Consider the following 18,478-nt stretch of genomic DNA (forward strand, 5'->3'; position numbering starts at 1 on the left):
CGTATAAACCGTTTATACTGTTTCTGCCTGAATGAAAACCAGATGACGTTCCGCGTCCAGCCCCGGTACTGCCAAAGGCTCTAATTTCTGCACTTTCCATGGTGCTGGCAGCCGCTCCCGCTCCTCTGCTGGCGCCGTGCCTTTCAAGGCGATGTATTGCCCGCCCTCTGCCAGCAGGTGCCCTGACCAGTTGACGAAGTCCGACAGGTCCGCGAATGCCCTGGAGGTGATGACGTCGAATTTCGTCTTCACTTCCAGCTCCTGCACCTTCTTGGTGTACACCGTGACGTTGCCCAGTCCCAGCTCTGCCTTCACCTGGTTGAGGAAGGCAGTCTTCTTATGCACCGTGTCGATCATCGACACTTTCATGTCCGGGCGGCTGATAGCCAGCACCATGCCCGGCAGCCCGCCCCCTGCCCCCACGTCCAGCACGTTTTTCGCATCCTTGAATGCGGACACGGCTGTCAGCGAGTCCAGCAGATGCAGCTTCACCATTTCCATGGGATCGCGCACCGAGGTCAGGTTGTACACCGCATTCCATTTGTTCAGCAGGGCCAGGTAGTCCAGCAGCTGTTCCACCTGCACCTCGTTCAATGCCAATTGCAGCTGGTTGATACCTTGCTTCAAAACTTCCGCGACTGCGTTGCGGTCAAACACCTTCATGCTGCCTCATCTTTCTGTACGAATCCACCGAAACCGGCCTTTTTCAGGTGCACCAGCAGCAGCGAAATCGCCGCTGGCGTGACGCCCGAAATACGCGATGCCTGGCCCAGCGTTTCAGGACGCTGCGCGTGCAACTTCTGGCGCACTTCCACCGACAGCGCGGTGATGTCCAGATAGTTGTAGTTTTCCGGCAGTTTCAGGTTTTCGTAGTGCTCGTGGCGCTCCACTTCGCGCGTCTGGCGGTCGATATAGCCCGAATATTTGAGCTGGATTTCGATTTGTTCCTTGACCGCTGGGTCAGTCTCGCCAGGGCCGGCCAGCTCGCGGCCGTCCGCACCTTTCAGCGTCATGAGCTTGTCGTACTCGACACCCGGACGGCGCAGCAGGTCGGCCAGCGAATACTCGCGCTCAATCGCCTGGCCAATCACACGCTCGGATTCAGCCGCTTCCAGGATGCGTGGATGCACCCACGTGGAACGCAGGCGCTCCAGCTCCTTCGCCACGGACTCGCGCTTGCGGTCGAAGGCTTCCCATTGCGCGTCGCCAATCACGCCCAGCTTGCGGCCGATCTCGGTCAAGCGCATGTCGGCATTGTCTTCGCGCAGGCTCAGGCGGTACTCGGCGCGACTGGTGAACATGCGGTATGGCTCCATCACGCCCTGCGTGACGAGGTCATCCACCATCACGCCCAGATATGCTTCCGACCGCGCTGGCGTCCAGGCTTCCTTGCCCTGGGTTTGCAGCGCGGCGTTGACGCCGGCCAGCAGACCTTGTGCCGCCGCTTCTTCGTAACCGGTGGTGCCATTGATCTGGCCAGCAAAGAACAGACCGTTGATGGCTTTGGTTTCGAGCGAGGCCTTGAGGCCGCGCGGGTCGAAATAATCGTATTCAATGGCGTAGCCAGGACGCAGGATGTGGGCGTTTTCCAGCCCTTTCATCGACCGCACCAAGGCGATCTGGACGTCGAATGGCAGGCTGGTGGAGATGCCGTTTGGATAGAATTCGTGGGTCGTCAGGCCCTCCGGTTCCAGGAAGATCTGGTGCGATTCCTTGGACGAGAAGCGGTGAATCTTGTCTTCAATCGACGGGCAATAGCGCGGGCCGACACCTTCGATCACGCCGGTGTACATCGGGCTACGATCCAGGCCGCCACGGATGATGTCGTGGGTTTGCTGGTTGGTGTGGGTGATCCAGCATGGCATCTGCTCAGGGTGCATGGCCGTATTGCCCATCACCGAGAACACTGGGACGGGGTCCAGATCGCCCGGTTGCTCAGTCATTTGCGTGAAGTCGATGCTGCGGCCATCGATGCGTGGCGGCGTGCCGGTCTTGAGGCGGCCTTGCGGCAGCTTCAATTCTTTCAGGCGCGCGGACAGCGAGACGGCTGGCGGATCACCCGCACGGCCACCCGAGTAGTTATTCAGACCGACGTGGATTTTCCCGTCAAGGAAAGTACCGGCGGTCAGCACCACCGCAGGCGCCAGGAACTTCAGGCCGATTTGGGTGACGGCGCCAACCACGCGGTCGCCCTCCACCATCAGGTCGTCCACAGCCTGCTGGAACAGCCACAGGTTGGGCTGATTTTCCAGGCGCGAACGGATCGCGGCCTTGTACAGGATACGGTCGGCCTGGGCGCGGGTCGCGCGCACGGCAGGGCCTTTGGAGGAATTCAGGATGCGGAACTGAATGCCGGATTCGTCGGTGGCGATCGCCATGGCGCCGCCCAGCGCATCGACTTCCTTGACCAGATGGCCTTTGCCGATACCGCCGATAGAGGGATTGCACGACATCTGCCCCAGCGTCTCAATGTTGTGAGTGAGCAGCAGGGTCTTCTGTCCCATGCGGGCAGAAGCGAGGGCAGCTTCGGTGCCGGCGTGACCACCGCCGACAACGATGACGTCGAATTTCGTAGGGAATAGCATGTGTGGAATAGTTAAAGCGAAGGGATCAAGGTCAAATTATAGAGTTTTTTTGGTGCTGCGACTTTTTTAGGCAAAAATATTCTTGATTTGTTCCACGTGAAACAATGCAAAAGGGACACCGAAGTGTCCCTTTGAAGTGCTTTTCGCTCGTCAATTTTGTTCCACGTGAAACAGTATCACCATCGCAACCATGCATCGTAGCCGGTCTTGACGATAAGCACGGACACCACCACCAGGAACAATTTCCGCACAAAGCCGCTGCCATGCTTCATCGCCATGCGCGAGCCGATCAGCGAACCGGCGATCTGGCACACGGCCATGGTCAGGCCCAACTGCCAGATCAGGTGGCCGCTGTAGCCGAACCACACCAGTGCGGCAAAGTTGCACGCCACGTTGACCACCTTGGCTACCGCCGACGCGCCGAGAAAATCAAAGCCAAAGATGCGGACGAACAGGAACACCAGGAAGCTGCCCGTGCCCGGGCCGAAGAAGCCGTCGTAGAAACCAATGCTGGCACCGGTCACCAGCGCCAGCGACTGTTCCCTGGCGCCCGAGTGGATGGGCGCATGCACGCTGCCAAAATCCTTCCTGGCAAAGGTGTAGATCGCCACCACCAACAGCACCAGCGGCAGGACGATCCGCATGAAGTCGGCCGATACCTTGGTCACGGTGTACGCGCCAAGAAAGGCAAACACCAGCGCCGCCATGGCGGCCGGCGTGGCCACGGACCAGGCGATTGCCACACGGCGTGCATAGCTGACTGCCGCCACACTGGTGCCAAAGATGCTGGCCAGTTTATTGGTGCCGATCAGTGTGGCCGGCGCCATGCTGGGGAAGACCGTGAACATGGTGGGCAACTGTATCAGCCCGCCTCCCCCGACCACCGCGTCGACCAGACCCGCGCCAAACGCGGCGACACCTAACACCAGAAAATCCACCATGACCGCGACATCCCTTACGTGCAAAGGCTCTATTGTACGGAAGAAATCTCTGCGGCTTGATGCGTATGCGGCATGGCTTGGGGTAAGCTAAGCGCTGAAATCCACCACTGAACGGATGCCGTCATGACCGATTTCCCTGCCTTTAGTTTCAGTACCGTGCCCCATATCGTTTCCGAATCTGGTGCCGCCGGGCGGTTGGGCGAGCACATCGCCCAGCGCTTTCCGGATGCCCGGCGCGCCCTGCTCGTCACCGATCCCGGCTTCCTGCGCACGGGGCTGGTAGATGCTCCCGCAGCGAGCTTGCGTACTGCGGGATTGACAGTGGAAGTCTATGCACAGGTGATGGCTGACCCGCCCGAGACGGTGGTGCTGGAAGCGGTGGCGGCTGCCCGCAAATTTCGTTGCGACATCGTGATCGGTCTCGGCGGTGGCAGTTCGATGGATGTGGCCAAGCTGATCGCGGTCCTGGCAAACAGCGGGCAGCCCATCAGCACCATTTACGGCATCGGCAATGTGAAGGGGAGCCGGCTACCGCTGGTGCAGATTCCCACCACTGCGGGCACCGGATCTGAAGTGACCAACATCGCCATCGTGACGACCGGCGCTACCACAAAGATGGGCGTGGTCGCGCCGCAACTCTATGCCGATTTGGCATTGCTGGACGCGGAACTAACGCTGGGTCTGCCGTCCGCCGTCACCGCCGCCACCGGGATCGACGCCATGGTGCATGCGATCGAAGCCTACACCAGCAAGCATAAAAAGAATCCGCTGTCCGACCTGCTGGCGCGCCAGGCGCTGGCCCTGCTGTCCGCCAACCTGATTCCGGTGTGTGAGAATGGCCGCAATCTGGCTGCACGCCAGGCCATGCTGCTGGGCGCGCTATTGGCCGGACAGGCGTTTTCGAATGCGCCGGTGGCAGCCGTGCATGCGCTGGCCTATCCGATCGGCGGCATATTTCACGTGCCACATGGACTGTCGAATTCGCTGGTATTGCCGCACGTGCTGCGCTTCAACGCCCCCGAAGCGGCGCCGCTATATGCCGAGTTGGCGGAGATTGTCGTGCCCGCAGCCAGCGGCAGCCTCGAGGCCAGGGCAGAGGCGCTGGCTGTTGCGATGCAACAAATCGCTACGGTCACGGGAATAGAGCGGACGCTACAACAGGTGGGCATCCAGGCAAGCGATCTGGACCGGTTGGCCGATGAGGCCATGCTGCAAACCCGCTTGCTGGGGAATAACCCCCGCACCGTCACCCGGACAGATGCGAGGGCGATTTACGCGGCAGCGTTTTAGTCCGGCACGGAAACCGTGGTGCCGTTGATGATGATAGCGTTGCCGCCGGTCGGCGTGGTGGCGATAGGCGGGACATTGGCTACCGTGATCGGCGTCGAGTTGTCGGCCCGTGTCACCGTCCTTACCACTTGCGATGGCGGCAGTGGCGTGGCTGACGCCCGCAGATTGGCCAGCATCGCATCCAGCGCGCGGAACAGATACACATGCAATGGCACCACATTGGCCGGCAGTACATTGGTGAAGGAATCAAAGTGGTTGGCATTGGTCACCTCGATGTAGCGCAGCTTGCTGTTGCTGCCCTCCGCCACCGCATTCAGCCCCAGGTACGCACGTGAAGCAAAGTTGACCGGAATCAGGGTATCGCTACGACCCTGCACGATGATGGCCGGCTTGCCCTTCAGGTTGCCGGTTGCCGCCACCTCCGCCATGCCCGAACGCACGCGGGTGCTTTGCGCCGCCAGCGTGCCGGACAATGCTGCCCCGGTCACCGCATCCACGCCCGTCGCCAGCGAGCGCAGGCACAGGAAACCATCGAGCGACTGGTCCTGCGCCGCCGTGCTCGGCGAGACGCCGAAGTTGTAGGCCTTGGCGCCACCCATCGAATTCTCATACACCACGCTGCCGATAATGCCGTTCTGTGCGGCAAAGCTCGACACTTTCTGTGCGCCTGTCAAAGCCAGCGGTACGCCATTCACATCGGTCTGGGCAAATGTGAAACCGCATACCTTGTCCGTCACAGAAAATTTGCCGTACGCGTAAGCATAGGTGACCGCGACCAGGATGTTGGTGCCGGCGTGGGCCGCCTGCAGCACGTCCGAATCGGCCAGCCAGCCGTAGGATTTCAGGCGTGCCTTGGCGTCGTTCTGCTGCGATGCCAGATCGCCGCCATTCAGCAGGCCTTTGGCCACCAGCGATGCGCAACGTCCCGGCGCGGCAGCCGTGGCAGCGATGCAGGGCTGATACAGCGCGGCATAGGTCGAGTAATCAAACAGTGCCTTGCCCTGCCCCGTTGCCACGCCCGCGCCCTGCCGGATGGTGTAGCCGGTGGCGGTCTTAGGCTGGATCTGCGGCTCGGTCGCGGCCACGCCAGAGATCAGGCCCTTGGTATCCTGCTCCGCTGCCAGCAGGGCCGAACCGGCGCCGTTGGAAATGCTGGAAGCAATCGCAATCGTGTTCTTGGGTGTGAACATCACCACGTGGCTCTTGTTGTCCTTGGCCAGCGTGCCGTACTTTTCGTTGAGCACGTAGTAGGCAAACTCGACGGCCTGCAGCGTGAACTTGCCCCAGTCTTTTTCCGGGTTCTGCTGCGAGTGCGCGTGCTTGAAGGCGACGCGTGCGGGCGACGAGGACGCAAACGCAGCGCGGTCCGCATCGCTCAGCACCGGCGCAAAGATGGCGTTCTTGCCGGCGGCCGAACGCCCCGCGCGCAAGCCGGTTTGCAGATTCACGCTGTCATCGTCAAACGTGTACAGGCCGGTGCCGCTGCCCTTGTCGCTATAGGCCACCGCGCAATTATTCTTCAAGCCCCATTCGCCAGCGCTGCCGATGGCGCCATAGATGCCGCGCGAGCCGCTCGACGTGCCCGTGACGATGCAGGGATTTTTCACGTCAAACCCAACCGGAACCTGCACCATCAGCGTAACGTTCTGGTTGCCGCTGCCGTCGTCGCTGTAGGCAATATATTCCGTGCCGCCTATCCTGCCCTCGCCCGTGCCCACGCCACCTTTGGCGTCGACGTTGGGGCCATACAGCGTGCCGTAACCGCTGTTGGCGGAGATATCCAGCACCGCGCGGTAATTGGCGTAAATCGCGTTACGGCGCAATTCCGCCGCCGTGGGATTGTTGGCATCGACATAGGCCGGCGTGGCGCCGGCCAGGCCGCTCCTGCCCAGGCCGGCTGTCAGCAGGTCGTCAATGACGCCGTCATAGGTTTTATTGCTGATATCGCCGAGGTAGCTCGGCTTGACGTTTAAAATTTCAGCGTCATCCTTATGCTCGTTTGAGCCGCAGGCGGTGACGATGATGCTGGCCAGCGCCAGCACGATGGTTTTGATTTGCATACGCTCCTCACACTGTTTTCTTTTTTCCGGACAAGGCAATGAACTCGCCGATGATGCCGCGCCGGAACAACAGCACACAAATAATGAAGATCAGGCCAACCACCATGTTGACCGCTTCGCCGATGGTGTTAAACCACTCAATGCCGGTGATCCGGGCCAGCAAGCTGCCCCAGTCACCCAGCTTGTTTTCCAGTGCGATGATGATGATGGCGCCCAGCATCGGCCCCGCCAGCGTGCCCATGCCGCCGACCAGCGTCATCAGGATGACCAGGCCGGACATGGTCCAGTGCACGTCGGTCAGCGTTTCAAAGCCCAGCACCAGCGTCTTGCTGGCGCCTGCCAATCCCGCCAGCGCGGCCGACAGCACAAAGGCCAGCAGCTTGTATTTGTCGACGTCGTAGCCCAGCGAGATAGCGCGCGGCTCGTTTTCCTTGATCGCTTTGAGCACCTGGCCAAACGGCGAATGCACGGTACGCACAATCAGCGCGAAAGCCAGCGCGCAGATGCCGAGGATGACGAAGTACAGCGTGGTGTCATTGGCCAGATCGACCATGCCCAGGAATTTTCCACGTGGAACGCCTTGCAGCCCATCCTCGCCGCCGGTGAACTCCCCTGCCCGCAGCGCGCCGAAGTACACCATCTGCGCCAGCGCCAGCGTAATCATCGAAAAATAAATGCCCTGGCGGCGTATCGCCAGCGCGCCCATCACCAGGCCGATCGCGGCGCCGGCCGCCACGCCGGCCAGCAGGCCCAGCTCCATCGGCCAGCCCCAGTTCTTGATTGCATTGCCGGCGACATAACCAGCCATGCCAAAGAATGCCGCATGGCCAAACGACAGCAAGCCAGTAAATCCGATCAGCAGATTGAACGCGCACGCAAACAGCGCAAAGCACAGCAGCTTGGACAGGAACACCGGATAGCCGACAAACGGCGCCGCCACAGCGATGGCAAAGGCAATGAGATAGCCGATTTTCTTGTTCATTATTTTTCCTTGCCAAACAGGCCGGCCGGGCGCAGCAGCAGCACCACCACCATCACCAGAAACACCACCGTCGATGAAAACTCCGGGTAGAACACCTTGGTCAGCCCTTCGATCACGCCCAGTCCGAGGCCGGTCAGGATGGAGCCCATGATCGACCCCATGCCGCCGATCACCACAACGGCGAATACGACGATAATCAGGTTCTGCCCCATCAGGGGCTGCACCTGGATGATTGGGGCCGCCAGAACGCCTGCAAAGCCCGCCAAAGCGACGCCGAAGCCATAGGTCAGCGTCACCATCAGCGGCACGTTGATGCCGAAGGCTTCCACCAGCTTGGGATTCTCGGTACCGGCGCGCAGGTAGGCGCCCAGTTTGGTCTTCTCGATCACGAACCAGGTGGACAGGCAGACCACCAGCGACGCCACCACCACCCAGGCGCGGTAATTCGGCATCACCATGAAGCCGAGGTCGGTCGCGCCGGCCAGTGCCTCGGGCACCTGGAACGGCTGGCCGGAGACGCCGTAGAACGAGCGGAACACGCCTTCCACCAGCAGCGTGATGCCAAACGTCAGCAGCAGGCCGTACAGGTGGTCCAGCTTGTACAGATGGCGCAGCATGGTCTTCTCGATGAGGACGCCAAACACGCCGACCAGCAGCGGCGCCAGGACCAGCATGAGCCAGTAGCTGAGGCCGAGGTACTCAATGCCCATCCATGCCAGGAACGCGCCCATCATGTACAGCGCGCCGTGGGAAAAGTTGATCACATTGAGCAGGCCGAAGATCACCGCCAGGCCGAGCGACAGCATTGCGTAGAACGAGCCGTTGACCAAACCCAGCAGCAGCTGGCTCAGCATCGCGGGCAAAGGAACGCCGAAGATTTCCATGGGAATCCACAATCTTTCGTATCAGGGATAAGCAGACGCGGCCGCGTCTGCCTGTGCGCAACTCAGCTTATTTCCACAAGCTGCACTTGGTCTCCGCCTTGGTGGCGTAGGCCTGGTCGCCCGGGATGGTGGCGACCACTTTGTAGTAATCCCATGGGTACTTCGATTCCGATGGCTTCTTCACTTCCATCAGGTACATATCGTGCACCATGCGGCCGTCCGGACGGATCACGCCATTCTTGGCGAAGATATCGTTGATCTTGTTGGCCTTCAGGTAAGCCATGACCTTGTCGGAATCGTCGGTGCCCACGGCCTTGACCGCTTTCAGGTAATTGCCAGCCGCAGAGAAATCGGCCGCCTGCAGCATCGATGGCTCCTTCTTCATTTTTTCAAAGTAGCGCTTCGACCAGGCGCGGGTTTCCGGATTGGCGTCCCAGTACCAGCCATCGGTCAGATACATGCCCTGGGTCAGGTTCAAGCCCAGCGAGTGCACATCGTTGATGAAGATCAGCAGGCCGGCCAGTTTCATCTTCTTGGTGATGCCAAACTCGTTGGCCGCCTTGATCGAATTGATCGCATCGCCGCCCGCATTGGCCAGGCCCAGGATCTGCGCGCCCGACGACTGCGCCTGCAGCAGGAAGGACGAGAAGTCGGACGCCGACAGCGGGTGCTTGACCGAGCCCAGCACCTTGCCGCCGGCCGATTTCACCAGCTCGGCCGTATCCTTTTCCAGCGACTGGCCGAAGGCGTAGTCGGCGGTCATGAAATACCAGCTCTTGCCGCCCTGCTTCACGATGGCGCCGCCGGTGCCGCGCGCCAGCGCGATGGTGTCGTAAGCGTAGTGCACGGTGTAGGGCGTGCACTCTTCGTTGGTCAGGCGGGCCGAGCCGGCGCCAATCGAAATGAAGATTTTTTTCTTCTCGGCCGCCACCTTGGCCATGGCCAGATTGGCGCCCGAGTTGGTGCCGCCGATCAGCATGTCAACGCCCTGCTGGTCGAACCATTCGCGCGCCTTGGAGGCGGCGATATCGGCCTTGTTCTGGTGGTCGGCGGAAATGAATTCGATCTTCTTGCCGTTGATGTTGCCGCCGGCATCAGCGATCGCCATTTTCACGGCCTCGGCGCCGCCGGCGCCATCGATGTCTGTGTACAAGCCGGACATGTCGGTAATCATGCCGATCTTGATGGTGTCTCCGGAAAACTGCGCTTGAGCGGAGAAGGATGCGCAAGCAGCTACTGCAAGGGTGATGGCTTTGATTTTCATTGTTCGTCTCCCTACCAAGGTTATCGTTCTCAAACTCCCAATAGCTCGGTCAATACCGGCATCTTGGCGCTCAACTCGGATGCAACAAAAGTCTCTACGATCTGACCGTGTTCCATCACATAAAACCGGTCCGCCAGCGGCGCGGCAAACCGGAAATTCTGTTCCACCATGACGATGGTGTAGCCCTTGGATTTGAGCGTGGTAATCATGCGCGCCAGCCCCTGCACAATCACCGGCGCCAGGCCTTCCGAGATTTCATCCAGCAACAGCAAGCGCGCGCCGGTGCGCAGGATGCGGGCGACGGCCAGCATCTGCTGCTCGCCACCGGACAGGCGTGTGCCCTGGCTGTGTTTACGCTCCTCCAGATTCGGGAACATCGCGTAGATTTCCGCCACCGGCATGCCCTGGTCCGCGCCATTCAGATGTGGCGGCAGCATCAGGTTTTCTTCGGTCGACAGCGACGAAAAAATACCGCGCTCTTCCGGGCAGTAACCGATGCCGAGGTGAGCGATGCGGTGCGTCGGCAAGCCGATTGCCTCTTCACCGTTGACCTTGATCGAGCCTTTGCGTGCGCCGGTCAGGCCCATGATGGCGCGCAGCGTGGTGGTGCGGCCGGCGCCATTGCGGCCCAGCAGCGTCACCACTTCGCCCGGCTGCACCGTCATGTTGACGTTGTGCAGAATATGCGACTCGCCGTACCACGCTTGCAGATTCGAAATCTCCAGTGCGGCCGCCATCAATGGGCTCCTTCCAGCACGCTGGCTTCCGTGCCCATATAGGCTTCCATCACCTGGGAATTGGTCGAGACCTCGGCGTACGAGCCTTCGGCCAGCATGGCGCCGCGCTGCAGCACGGAGATCTTGTCGCAGATGCCGGACACCACCTTCATATTGTGTTCGACCATCAGGATGGTGCGGCCGGCCGAGACTTTTTTGATGAGTTCAGTGACACGGTGAACATCCTCGTGGCCCATGCCCTGGGTCGGTTCATCGAGCAGCATCAGCTCCGGCTCCATCGCCAGGGTGGTGGCGATTTCCAGTGCGCGCTTGCGGCCGTAAGGCATATCAACGGTGATGGTGTCGGCAAACTCGGTCAGATCGACTTCGGCCAGCAGCTGCATGGCGCGGTCGTTGAGCTGATTCAGCGCGCGTTCGCTTTGCCAGAAAAAGAAACTGGTGCCGAGCTGGCGCTGCAAGCCTATGCGGACATTCTGCAACACCGTCAGGTGCGGAAAGACGGCGGAAATCTGAAAGGAACGGATCACGCCCATGCGCGCAATCTGCGCCGGGCGGGCGGGGGTGATGTCTTTGCCGTTGAACAGAATCTGGCCCGAGGTCGGCACCAGAAACTTTGTGAGCAAATTAAAACATGTGGTTTTACCGGCGCCGTTTGGGCCGATCAGCGCGTGGATGTGGCCGCGCTGTACTCTGAGATTGACGTCGTTGACCGCGATGAAGCCCTTAAATTCCTTGGTCAAATGCTTTGTTTCCAAGATAACGTCGGACATCCTATCTCCTTGTTATTCTTTTCAAAGTATAAATTTTTTTTAGATCATACACAGTAACAAATTCGCTAACAATACAGTATAACTACGGTTAAATTTTGATCTATGCCTATACGGAACGGATTAATTGCGCAGCCTTTTCGGCAATCATGATGGTCGGCGAATTGGTGTTTCCCGAGGTGATGAAGGGCATGACGGAGGCGTCCACCACACGTAATCCAGCCACGCCTTTCACGCGCAACTGCGCGTCAACCACAGCGCTGGCGTCCTCTGCACGCCCCATTTTGCATGTGCCGACAGGATGGAAAATTGTGGTGCCGATGCTACCAGCAGCAGCCGCCAGTTCTTCCTCGGTACGGTAATGCGCGCCGGGCTTGTATTCTTCAGGACTGTATTTTTGCAGCGCCGGCGCCGCCACGATTTTGCGTGTCAGCGTCAGCGCTTCGGCAGCCACTTTGCGGTCTTCGGGCGTGCTTAAGTACATTGGTGAAATTTTTGGCGGCGCATAAGGATCGGCGCTGGCAATCCGCACGTGGCCGCGCGAGGTCGGACGCAGATTGCACACGCTGGCCGTAAACGCAGGAAAGGAGTGCAAAGGATCGCCAAACTTTTCCAGCGACAGCGGCTGTACGTGATATTGCAGATTCGGCGTCTGCTCGCCCGCATTGGAACGCGCAAACGCGCCCAGCTGCGAAGGCGCCATCGACATCGGCCCGCTCTGGAATATCGCATACTCGAGGCCGATGCGTAATTTGCCGAACCAGCTGGACGCCATCGTATTCAAGGTACGCGCGCTTGGATGCAGCTTGTAGACCATGCGCAATTGCAAATGGTCTTGCAGGTTTTCGCCGACGCCAGGCAGGTCGACGACAGGCGTGATGCCAAGCTCGTGCAATCGCGCCGCATGGCCGATACCGGAGCATTGCAAAATGTGCGGACTGCCAACCGCGCCTGCTGCCAGCAGGGTTTCTTTGCGCGCGGTGGCGATAAATTGCGTGCCGCCGCCAGTGAAAATCACGCCTTTGCAAACGCCCTCTTCAATCTGCAAACGTTCCACGTGACACCCGGTCATGATGGTCAGATTCGGCCGGCGCGCAGCCGGTTTTAAAAACGCCTTGGCCGTATTCCAGCGGATACCGCGCTTTTGATTCACCTCGAAATAACCACAGCCGGCATTATCGCCGCGGTTGAAATCATCCACTTTCCGGATGCCGGTCTGCTCAGCGGCATCGCGGAAGGCGTCCAGTATCTGCCAGGACAAGCGCTGTTTTTCAACCCGCCATAAACCATCAGCGCCGTGAAATTCGGAAGCGCCGCCGTGATAGTCCTCGCTCTTTTTAAACAGCGGCAGCACCGACTCCCAGCGCCAGCTATCGTCGCCGGTGAGTTCGGCCCAACGGTCGTAGTCGCCGGACTGTCCACGCATGTAAATCATGCCGTTGATGGAGGAGCTGCCGCCGAGCACCTTGCCGCGCGGATAAAGCAGGCTGCGGCCGCCGAGGCCAGGATCCGCTTCGGTACGGAACTTCCAGTCGGTTCGGGGATTGTCGATGCAATGCAGATAGCCGACGGGAATGTGTATCCACACGTAGTCGTCACGTCCGCCTGCTTCGATGAGCAGGACTTCCTTGTTCTTGTCGGCACTGAGCCGGTTTGCCAATACGCAGCCAGCCGAGCCTGCGCCTATGATGATGTAATCGTAGCTGCCTGCTGATTCCAACAATGGTCTCCTTCAAGTCTACGCTGCGCTGATCTCCGCCAGCAAAGTCTCCACCAGTTTCGCCGCCGCCATCGGCCGTGCACGTGCCACGCCCGTGCCGCACCACAGCGACATCAGTTCCGTCTCGCCACGCTTGATGGCTTCCGCACGGATAGATGACGTTAATGAATTTTGCACAGGATATAACGGCAGTTGGGGTTCTTTTGACGACATTTCCTGCATAAAGCGATTTTCCAGACCGCGTGCATAACGGCCAGAAAAAGTACGGGTCAACCGGGTCGGATGGTTGCCGGCGGTCAGCAGCCGCTGCTTGTACGGGGCATTGATGGAGGATTCGTCGGTGACCAAAAATGCCGTACCCATCTGCACTGCCTGCGCGCCGCCGTTCAAAGCGCGCTTGATATCCGCGCCATCCATGATGCCGCCGGCGGCAATCACGGGAATATTTACGGCCGCCACGACAGCTGGCAGTAATTCAAACGTGGTCAGTTTGGCGTCTTCCTGCGCGCCGATGAAGGTACCGCGGTGTCCGCCCGACTCTGTACCGGAAGCAATCACTGCATCAGCCCCCCGGCTTTCCCAGGCAAGCGCTTCATCGGCATGCGTAATCGTGCCAATCACAAAAATGCCGGCCTCGTGCAAGCGGCGGATCTGTTCCACGCTGAGGATGCCAAAAGTAAAACTGGCCACGGCCGGACGCAGCTCGATCAGCGTTTCAAACTGCGCGGAGAAATCTTCGCACCACTTGGCTGGCGTCGGCAATTCCGTCCAGCCCAGCGAAGACCAGACCGGTTTCAGCCATTCCTTGGCCTGCTCCACTTCAGCGGCGGACGGTTTTGGCGTGTCCTGGACGAAAAAATTCAGGCAAAACGGCTTGTCCGTAAGGGCACGAATCTGGCTGGTCTGCTCGCGAATGACATCCGGCGACAACAAAGAACACGCCAGGCAACCCAGCGCGCCAGCATTGGACACCGCAGCAACTTGCGCCGGCGTATTAAAGCCACCGGCCGTCGGTCCCTGAATAATGGGATGCGGAAAAACAGACGCTAAAGTCATCGATTCCCCCTTGTTTGAGCTGTGGATAACGCTATGGATATCCACAGGTGCCAAATGTGAGTAAACAAAAAACTTTTGGGGAGGTCATTTTTTATCCCAAAACAGTTCTTCGTTCATACAGGGTTTACGCGCCGTCTTATGCAGCCCGTAAACGCCTGATTCTAATTCAAAATGCCCACTTATCCACAGAAAAGTGTCGATGTTAACAACTATCACTATTCTTATATCTACATCTTTAGAGTAAACCATAAACCCAAAAACCACAGGCTCAGGCGCCTGGAAGCTCGTTCCTCGCTGAAACCACGATATACTGCATTGCCAAACAAACAGCCTCAGCCGGAGCCGTTTTGTCTTCATCAAACAAAAAACCCCGGTCGCCTGCATATCTGCGGTTTCGGCGACGTTTGATCACCGGCCTTTTTTTGATGGCATCCCTCGCCATTGCCGTCGTCGTCAGTCAATTCCATGCTTCCTACGTAGAACGCGAACTTGCCGTCCAGTCTCAGACCGAGCACTACGTGAAGGCCATGGAAGCGCATGTAATTTACTCGATTCAATCCGTGGACTTGTCGTTGATTGGTTTTGCCAACGCCATCAAAGTGCTGCCTGCCAGGCAAAGCCGTTCACCGGACACCATGTCGGACCTGCTGTCTTCACGCGGTTCCAATTTCAACGGCGATTACTGGATTTCCTTCATCGATCCAAAAGGTAATGCCGTCGCCTCCTCCACTGGCGCCAACATTCTTGGTACCTCGTATGCCGATCGCGACTACTTCCAGGCACACGTCAACAATTCCATCAAAGGCAAGCTCTTCATTGGAGAGCCCGCCATGGGGAAAAACAGCAAAAAACGGCTGTTTTTTCTGAGTCGCCGTGTGGAGACGGCCAAAGGCGAGTTTCTGGGGGTTGTGGTTGCCCCCATCAATGTCGACCGCTACGTCAAGGTGTTTGAAAATTCGCGTTTTACTTCGGATGTCTCGATCACGCTGGTTCATGGTGGCGGCAAAGTCATCGCCCGCGTGCCCAATTTTGAACAGGCATTTGCCCGTGATCTCGGCCCCACTGCCTTGTTCGACAATGTCCGCAATGCCAGTTCCGGCACCTACAAAACCGTCAGCATCATCGATGGATTGACGCGGATTTTCAGCTACCGCGTGATCGATGAGCTGTCGCTTATCATCGTGGTTGGCAGCAATGACAGCGAATCGACACGTTTATTGCAGCAAAATTACCTCACCGCCGGTGGCGGACTGGCGGTGTTGCTGCTGTTGATGGCTGGCGCCGGTCATTTTTTCCTTCGCACCTACAGCAAACAGGAAGAGCGCGAACATCGCTACCGCACCTTGTACAACGCCAGCCGTGAAATGGAACAGCAGTTGCTGGCCAACGAAGAAGAGCGCAAGAAAAACGAAGAATCCATGAAGCTGGCCACGCTGCTGTTCCAGAATAGCGGCGAGTGCATGATGGTGACCGACGCTGCCGGTCAAATCCTGACCGTGAATCCGGCGTTTTCCGTGCTCAGTGGCTACACGGAAAAAGAACTGGTGGGCCATCGCGCCTACGAACTTGCTTCCGGTCGCAACGATCAGGAATTTTTCGACCGCATCTTCGAATGCGTCACCCGCAGCGGCCACTGGAAGGGCGAATTGTGGCAACGAAGCAAGGATGGCGAGGAATACCTGGTCTCAATGGTGATCAACACCGTCTACGATGAGCAGGCCAATCCGTTCCGCTATGTCGCTTTGCTCAGCGATATCACCAAAAAGAAGGCATCCGAAGAGCTGATCTGGCGCCAGGCCAACTTCGATGCGCTCACCGGACTGCCTAACCGGCGCATGTTCCATGAGCATTTGCGCCAGGAGATGAAAAAAACCGACCGTTCGCACTTGCCGATGGCGCTGGTGTTTGTCGATCTGGACTACTTCAAGGAAATCAATGACACACTTGGCCACGACAAGGGCGATTTATTGCTCAAAGAAGTGGCAGCCCGGCTATCCAGTTGCGTGCGCAGCACCGATACCGTGGCCCGTTTAGGCGGCGATGAATTTACCGTCATCCTCAGCGAGCTACGCAATGCCAGCGACGTGGTGAGGACAGCGCAGGAAATCCTCAAGAAAATGAGCACGCCGTTCGATCTCGGCGAGAACGTTGCCCAAATTTCGAGCAGCATCGGCATCACCCTGTATCCCGAAGACGCTGCGGATGCGGAAACTTTAATCAAAAACGCCGACCAGGCCATGTACGCGGCCAAGCAGCAGGGCCGCAACCGCTTCAATTATTTTGCGCCCTTCATGCAGGAAGCCACCCATGTGCGGATGAACCTGGTCAGTGAATTACGCGAAGCCGTCGCCCGCGACCAGCTGCGCATCCTGTACCAGCCGATTATCGCGCTGGCCAGTGGCGCGATTGTGAAAGCGGAGGCACTGGTGCGCTGGCAACATCCGGTGCGCGGACTGCTGAATCCGGCCGAGTTCATCACCGTGGCGGAAAGCAGCGGCATGATAATCGGCATCGGCGACTGGGTTTTCCGCCAGGCGGCGCGGGAAGCGCAGAAATTACAGGCGATCAGCACGCCGGCATTCCAGGTCAGCGTGAACAAGTCGGCCTGGCAATTCCGCGATGACGGCAGCAACTATCAGGAATGGCTGGATTTTCTGCAGGAACTCCAGCTCAACCCCAACAGCATCATCATCGAGGTCACGGAAAACCTGCTGTTGGAGACGGCCAGCAACAATTCCGACCGCACACTGGCCTTCCAGCATGCCCACATGCAGATTTCGCTCGATGATTTTGGTTCCGGCCACTGCTCGATCGCGTTTTTAAAGCGATTTGATGTGGACTATCTCAAAATCGACCCGGTTTTCGTCTCCAATCTCATCGAAGGTGGCGATGGACTGCTGATTTGTGAGGCAATTATTGCGATGGCACACAAGTTAGGCATCAAAGTGATCGCCGAAGGCATCGAAACACCGCAACAACTGGCCATTCTGACGGCCGCCGGCTGCGATTTTGGCCAGGGATACCTGCTTTCAAAGCCCATTTCAGGCGAAGAATTGGAAAAACAACTACAAAAACAGTGTGTCCCTGTGTATAAGTGACTGGATATCCACAGGATGAGATGTGACCAAGCATTACTTTGATCACAGGCACTTATTTTATCCAGAAATTGTTCCCGAACTGATACAGCGTTTATGCAGCAGGTTGTTTACGCCGTAAACAAATGATTTGTAAACGTATACATGACTTATCCACAGTTATTTGCACGTTTACTATTACCACTATGTTTATATAAAACTCTTGTAAACAACTAAAGCGCGAATTCTGTGGAATCCTGCGAAACGCAGGTGAAATAGGACGTCTGTTCGTCATCTGAAAGCCATCCACACATCAAAAAACGCCTTAAAATTCACTTTTTTTCGCTACGCGTTGTGGAAAAGGCGTTGCTTAACCACAGGCTGCATCACCAAAATTGAAGGAAAAGTATGCGTTTAGGCATCATCAGCGCGTTGGCTGAAGAACAGCAGGGGCTGATAGAGGCCCTTCAGAGCCCCGCCAGGCACTTTCACGGCATGCGTGAGTACACGGCCGGGAAACTCTGGGAAATCGACGCTGTGTGCGTTTTATCGCGTATAGGCAAGGTTGCCGCTGCCATGACAGCGACGACCCTTGTGGAAAAATTCGGAGTTACCCACATCATTTTTACCGGCGTCGCCGGAAGTGGGGATAAAAACGTCCAGGTTGGGGACATGGTGGTCGCGGAATCGCTGATACAGCACGACTTTGATGCCAGCCCGCTGTTTCCGCAGTTCGAAATCCCGCTGACCGGCCTTTCAAGCTTCGCGACAGACGTGGCGCTGACCGAAAGACTGGCTGCCGCTGCGGCGCCCATTGCGCGCGTACACCGTGGACTGATCGCGAGTGGTGATCAATTTATCGGCAAACTGACGCAGATTCAGGCCCTGAAAGCCGCTTTACCCGATGTTTTGGCCGTGGAAATGGAAGGCGCAGCGGTGGCGCAAGTGTGTTTTGAGCTGGGAATACCGTTTGCGGTCATCAGAACCATTTCCGACAACGCCAACGACGATGCTGCCGTCGATTTCATGCATTTCATCAAAACCGTGGCCTCGCGCTACGCTTTTGCTGTGATCGAGAACTTCTGCAAAGCATAAAAAAAGGCCGGGACTAGCCCGGC

Annotated in this window: 14 protein-coding genes; 3 read left to right on the forward strand and 11 right to left on the reverse strand. The window is 58.2% G+C overall.

Going from position 1 to position 18,478, the window contains the following annotated elements:
* Positions 1-12 precede the first annotated feature (12 nt).
* From rsmG to GTP58_RS13095, 3 genes are all read right to left on the reverse strand, one after another.
* Positions 13-663 carry a 16S rRNA (guanine(527)-N(7))-methyltransferase RsmG gene (gene rsmG, locus GTP58_RS13085; RefSeq protein WP_161077821.1) on the reverse strand — a complete coding sequence of 217 codons (651 nt, stop codon included), beginning with the start codon at positions 661-663 and terminating at the stop codon, positions 13-15.
* The gene (gene mnmG, locus GTP58_RS13090) at positions 660-2,585 is read right to left on the reverse strand and encodes a tRNA uridine-5-carboxymethylaminomethyl(34) synthesis enzyme MnmG (protein WP_161077822.1); all 1,926 of its coding nucleotides are present in this window, start codon (positions 2,583-2,585) and stop codon (positions 660-662) included. The genes rsmG and mnmG overlap by 4 nt, the downstream gene beginning before the upstream one ends.
* Positions 2,586-2,761: 176 nt before the next feature.
* Entirely contained in the window at positions 2,762-3,526 is a 765-nt protein-coding gene (locus tag GTP58_RS13095; protein ID WP_161077823.1) for a TSUP family transporter, read from the reverse strand.
* 123 nt (positions 3,527-3,649) lie between these two features.
* Here GTP58_RS13095 and GTP58_RS13100 point away from each other — a divergent pair, with 123 nt between their 5' ends.
* Entirely contained in the window at positions 3,650-4,816 is a 1,167-nt protein-coding gene (locus GTP58_RS13100) for an iron-containing alcohol dehydrogenase (RefSeq protein WP_161077824.1), read from the forward strand.
* Here the strand turns inward: GTP58_RS13100 and GTP58_RS13105 are convergent.
* The 8 genes from GTP58_RS13105 to GTP58_RS13140 all read right to left on the reverse strand — a co-directional run bounded on the left by GTP58_RS13105 (position 4,813) and on the right by GTP58_RS13140 (position 14,286).
* Positions 4,813-6,876, reverse strand: coding sequence for a 3-hydroxybutyrate oligomer hydrolase family protein (locus GTP58_RS13105; RefSeq protein ID WP_161077825.1), 2,064 nt, complete (start codon positions 6,874-6,876; stop codon positions 4,813-4,815). The genes GTP58_RS13100 and GTP58_RS13105 overlap by 4 nt on opposite strands.
* Before the next feature lie 7 nt (positions 6,877-6,883).
* Entirely contained in the window at positions 6,884-7,858 is a 975-nt protein-coding gene (locus GTP58_RS13110) for a branched-chain amino acid ABC transporter permease (protein ID WP_161077826.1), read from the reverse strand.
* Positions 7,858-8,742 (reverse strand): branched-chain amino acid ABC transporter permease, encoded by an 885-nt coding sequence (locus GTP58_RS13115; RefSeq protein ID WP_072782998.1) that lies wholly within the window; start codon positions 8,740-8,742, stop codon positions 7,858-7,860. Before GTP58_RS13115 ends, GTP58_RS13110 begins: the two co-directional genes overlap by 1 nt.
* Positions 8,743-8,809: 67 nt before the next feature.
* Positions 8,810-10,006: an ABC transporter substrate-binding protein gene (locus GTP58_RS13120; RefSeq protein ID WP_161077827.1), complete on the reverse strand. Its 1,197-nt coding sequence runs from the start codon at positions 10,004-10,006 to the stop codon at positions 8,810-8,812.
* A gap of 29 nt (positions 10,007-10,035) precedes the next feature.
* Complete coding sequence (locus GTP58_RS13125) at positions 10,036-10,743, reverse strand: ABC transporter ATP-binding protein (protein WP_161077828.1); 708 nt, start codon at positions 10,741-10,743, stop codon at positions 10,036-10,038.
* Entirely contained in the window at positions 10,743-11,513 is a 771-nt protein-coding gene (locus GTP58_RS13130) for an ABC transporter ATP-binding protein (RefSeq protein ID WP_161077829.1), read from the reverse strand. The genes GTP58_RS13125 and GTP58_RS13130 overlap by 1 nt, the downstream gene beginning before the upstream one ends.
* A 106-nt stretch (positions 11,514-11,619) precedes the next feature.
* Positions 11,620-13,230, reverse strand: a complete 1,611-nt coding sequence (locus GTP58_RS13135; RefSeq protein ID WP_161077830.1) for a GMC family oxidoreductase — start codon at positions 13,228-13,230, stop codon at positions 11,620-11,622.
* An 18-nt stretch (positions 13,231-13,248) separates the two neighbouring features.
* Entirely contained in the window at positions 13,249-14,286 is a 1,038-nt protein-coding gene (locus GTP58_RS13140; protein ID WP_161078143.1) for a nitronate monooxygenase family protein, read from the reverse strand.
* A gap of 347 nt (positions 14,287-14,633) precedes the next feature.
* On the opposite strand from GTP58_RS13140, the gene GTP58_RS13145 reads away from it, so the two are divergent.
* On the forward strand, positions 14,634-17,384 hold the full coding sequence (locus GTP58_RS13145; protein WP_229215559.1) for an EAL domain-containing protein: 2,751 nt from the start codon (positions 14,634-14,636) through the stop codon (positions 17,382-17,384).
* A gap of 384 nt (positions 17,385-17,768) precedes the next feature.
* Positions 17,769-18,455, forward strand: coding sequence for a 5'-methylthioadenosine/adenosylhomocysteine nucleosidase (locus tag GTP58_RS13150; RefSeq protein WP_161077831.1), 687 nt, complete (start codon positions 17,769-17,771; stop codon positions 18,453-18,455).
* The last annotated feature ends 23 nt before the right edge of the window (positions 18,456-18,478 follow it).

This window comes from Duganella sp. CY15W (genome assembly GCF_009857555.1).
Classification (GTDB): domain Bacteria; phylum Pseudomonadota; class Gammaproteobacteria; order Burkholderiales; family Burkholderiaceae_D; genus Rugamonas; species Rugamonas sacchari.

Coding starts and splice junctions, on each gene's coding strand:
- GTP58_RS13130 (WP_161077829.1), bottom strand. CDS start 11,513: ATGTCCGACGTTATCTTGGAAACAAAGCATTTGACCAAGGAATTTAAG.
- GTP58_RS13110 (WP_161077826.1), bottom strand. CDS start 7,858: ATGAACAAGAAAATCGGCTATCTCATTGCCTTTGCCATCGCTGTGGCG.
- GTP58_RS13125 (WP_161077828.1), bottom strand. CDS start 10,743: ATGGCGGCCGCACTGGAGATTTCGAATCTGCAAGCGTGGTACGGCGAG.
- GTP58_RS13105 (WP_161077825.1), bottom strand. CDS start 6,876: ATGCAAATCAAAACCATCGTGCTGGCGCTGGCCAGCATCATCGTCACC.
- GTP58_RS13150 (WP_161077831.1), top strand. CDS start 17,769: ATGCGTTTAGGCATCATCAGCGCGTTGGCTGAAGAACAGCAGGGGCTG.
- rsmG (WP_161077821.1), bottom strand. CDS start 663: ATGAAGGTGTTTGACCGCAACGCAGTCGCGGAAGTTTTGAAGCAAGGT.
- GTP58_RS13115 (WP_072782998.1), bottom strand. CDS start 8,742: ATGGAAATCTTCGGCGTTCCTTTGCCCGCGATGCTGAGCCAGCTGCTG.
- mnmG (WP_161077822.1), bottom strand. CDS start 2,585: ATGCTATTCCCTACGAAATTCGACGTCATCGTTGTCGGCGGTGGTCAC.
- GTP58_RS13100 (WP_161077824.1), top strand. CDS start 3,650: ATGACCGATTTCCCTGCCTTTAGTTTCAGTACCGTGCCCCATATCGTT.
- GTP58_RS13140 (WP_161078143.1), bottom strand. CDS start 14,286: ATGACTTTAGCGTCTGTTTTTCCGCATCCCATTATTCAGGGACCGACG.
- GTP58_RS13120 (WP_161077827.1), bottom strand. CDS start 10,006: ATGAAAATCAAAGCCATCACCCTTGCAGTAGCTGCTTGCGCATCCTTC.
- GTP58_RS13095 (WP_161077823.1), bottom strand. CDS start 3,526: ATGGTGGATTTTCTGGTGTTAGGTGTCGCCGCGTTTGGCGCGGGTCTG.